General features: G+C 76.5%; 2 protein-coding genes. Both read left to right on the forward strand.

What is annotated here, in order from left to right:
- Nucleotides 1–207 precede the first annotated feature (207 nt).
- On the forward strand, nt 208–1,407 hold the full coding sequence (locus tag VR44_RS12835; protein WP_045947589.1) for an allantoate amidohydrolase: 1,200 nt from the start codon (nt 208–210) through the stop codon (nt 1,405–1,407).
- Nucleotides 1,404–2,747 (forward strand): formimidoylglutamate deiminase, encoded by a 1,344-nt coding sequence (locus VR44_RS12840; protein ID WP_045947590.1) that lies wholly within the window; start codon nt 1,404–1,406, stop codon nt 2,745–2,747. Before VR44_RS12835 ends, VR44_RS12840 begins: the two co-directional genes overlap by 4 nt.
- Nucleotides 2,748–2,759 lie beyond the last annotated feature (12 nt).

The following is a 2,759-nucleotide window of genomic DNA, read 5'->3' on the forward strand; positions in this document are numbered from 1 at the left end:
CCACGTCGACGCCGGCTACGACATCGCCGAGACCGTCGCCGACGAGCGCGGCGTCCGCGTCCCGATGCGCGAGGGTGACTCCGCGTGACCCGGTCCGACGGCACCGGCGCGGGCGAGGCGCACGGGGGCTCCGCCCCGGGCGCCCGCCCCGCCACCTCCGCCCCCGCCGCCGTGCGCGGCGGGGGCGGCCCCGCCTCCTTCCACGCCATGTGGGACGAGCTGCGTCCCATTGGCCGGCACGCCGACAGCGGCGGCTACCGCCGCTTCGCCTGGACCGGGGCCGACGCCGACTGCCGGGCCTGGTTCCGGGCGCAGGCCGAGTCCCGCGGCCTCGCCTACGAGGTCGACCGCAACGGCAACCAGTGGGCCTGGCTCGGCGACCCCCTGGCCGGCGACGCCGTCGTCACCGGCTCCCACCTGGACTCCGTCCCCGACGGCGGGGCCTTCGACGGCCCCCTCGGCGTGGTGTCCTCCTTCGCCGCCCTCGACGAGCTCCGCGCCCGCGGCGCGGCCCTCACCCCCCTCACCCGGCCCCTCGCCATCACCAACTTCGGCGACGAGGAAGGCGCCCGCTTCGGCCTCGCCTGCGTCGGCTCCCGGCTCGCCGCCGGACAGCTGACGAAGGAGAAGGCGTACGAGCTCCGCGACGCCGACGGGACCACCCTCCCGCAGGCCATGGAGCGCGCCGGCTACGACCCCGACGCGATCGGCGCCGACCCCGAGCGCCTCGCCCGCATCGGCGCCTTCGTCGAACTGCACGTGGAACAGGGCCGCGCCCTGGACCTGTCCGGCGACCGGGTCGGCATCGCCTCCGCGATCTGGCCGCACGGCCGCTGGCGCTTCGACTTCCACGGCGAGGCCAACCACGCCGGCACCACCCGCCTGGTCGACCGCCGCGACCCGATGCTCACCTACGCGGCGACCGTCCTGGCCGCCCGTCAGGAGGCCGCCCTCGCGGGGGCCGTCGCCACCTTCGGGAAGATCGCCGTGGAGCCCAACGGGGTCAACGCCATCCCCTCCCTCGTGCGCGGCTGGCTCGACTCGCGGGCCGCCGACCAGGCCACCCTCGACACGGTGGTCACCGCCGTCGAGAAGGCCGCCCGCGAGCAGGCCGGGCGCGACGGCATCGACCTCGACGTCGTCCGGGAGTCCTTCACCCCGGTCGTCGAGTTCGAGCACGCCCTGCGCGACGAGCTGAACCGGATCCTGGGCGGGGCCGTCCCCGTCCTCGGCACCGGGGCGGGACACGACGCCGGAATCCTCTCCGCCGCCGTCCCGACCGCGATGCTGTTCGTACGCAACCCCACCGGCGTCTCCCACTCCCCGCGGGAGTTCGCCGCCGAGGACGACTGCACGGCCGGAGTCCTCGCCCTCGCCGACGTACTGGAAGGCCTCGCGTGCCGATGACCGCGCAGAAGACCTACTGGCTGGAGCACGCCTGGCTCGGCGAACACGTCGAGCCGGGCGTCGCCCTCGACGTCACGGCCGACGGCCGGATCGCCGGGCTGCGCACCGGGGCCGACACCCCGCCCCCCGGCGCGGAGGTGCTGCGCGGCCTGACGGTCCCGGGCCTGGCCAACGCGCACTCCCACGCCTTCCACCGGGCGCTGCGCTCCACCGTCCAGGTCGGCTCGGGCACCTTCTGGACCTGGCGCGAGGTCATGTACGGCGTCGCCCAGAACCTCACCCCCGACAGCTACTTCGACCTCGCCCGGGCCGTGTACGCGGAGATGGCGCTGGCCGGCATCACCGACGTCGGCGAGTTCCACTACGTCCACCACGCCCCCGGCGGCACCCCGTACGCCGACCCCAACGCGATGGGCGAGGCCCTGATCGAGGCGGCCGCGGCGGCCGGCATCCGCATCACCCTCCTCGACACCGCCTACCTGGCCGCCGGCTTCGGCGAGGCCCCCAACGCGCACCAGCGGCGGTTCTCCGACGGCACCGCCGACGCCTGGGCCGAGCGGGTCTCCGCCCTCAAGCCCCGCGAGCACGCGCTGATCGGCGCGGCGGTCCACTCCGTACGGGCCGTCCCGGCCGGCCAGCTGGCCACCGTCGCGGCGTGGGCGCAGGAGCGGCAGGCCCCGCTGCACGTGCACCTGTCCGAGCAGACGGCGGAGAACGACGCCTGCCTCGCCGCGCACGGCCGCACCCCGGCGCAGCTCCTCGCCGACCACGGCGTGCTGGGCCCGGGCACCACCGGCGTCCACAACACGCACCTGACGGACGAGGACATCGCCCTGCTCGGCGCCACCACCACCGGCACCTGCATGTGCCCGACCACCGAACGCGACCTCGCCGACGGCATCGGCCCGGCCGGCCGGCTCCAGCGCGCGGGCAGCCCGCTGTCCCTGGGCAGCGACAGCCACGCGGTGATCGACCTGCTGGAGGAGGCGCGGGCGATGGAGCTGAACGAGCGGCTGCGCAGCCGTACGCGGGGGCACTGGACGGCGAACGCCCTGCTGACGGCCGCCACCGCCGACGGCCACGCGGCGCTGGGCCGCCCCGACGCGGGCCGCCTGGAGGCGGGCGCCCTGGCGGACTTCACCACCATCGCCCTGGACACCGTCCGCACCGCCGGGCCGCTGCCCCGGCTCGGCGCGGAGACGGCGGTCTTCGCCGCGTCGGCCGCCGACGTCCGCCACACGGTGGTCGGCGGCCGTCACATCGTCCGCGACGGCGCCCACACCCTGGTCGGGGACGTCGCGGGGGCCCTGTCCGAAGCCATCGCCGCCGTCCGGGGCTGACGTCCCACCCCG

It is taken from the genome of Streptomyces katrae (assembly GCF_000966975.1).
GTDB classification, from domain to species: domain Bacteria; phylum Actinomycetota; class Actinomycetes; order Streptomycetales; family Streptomycetaceae; genus Streptomyces; species Streptomyces katrae.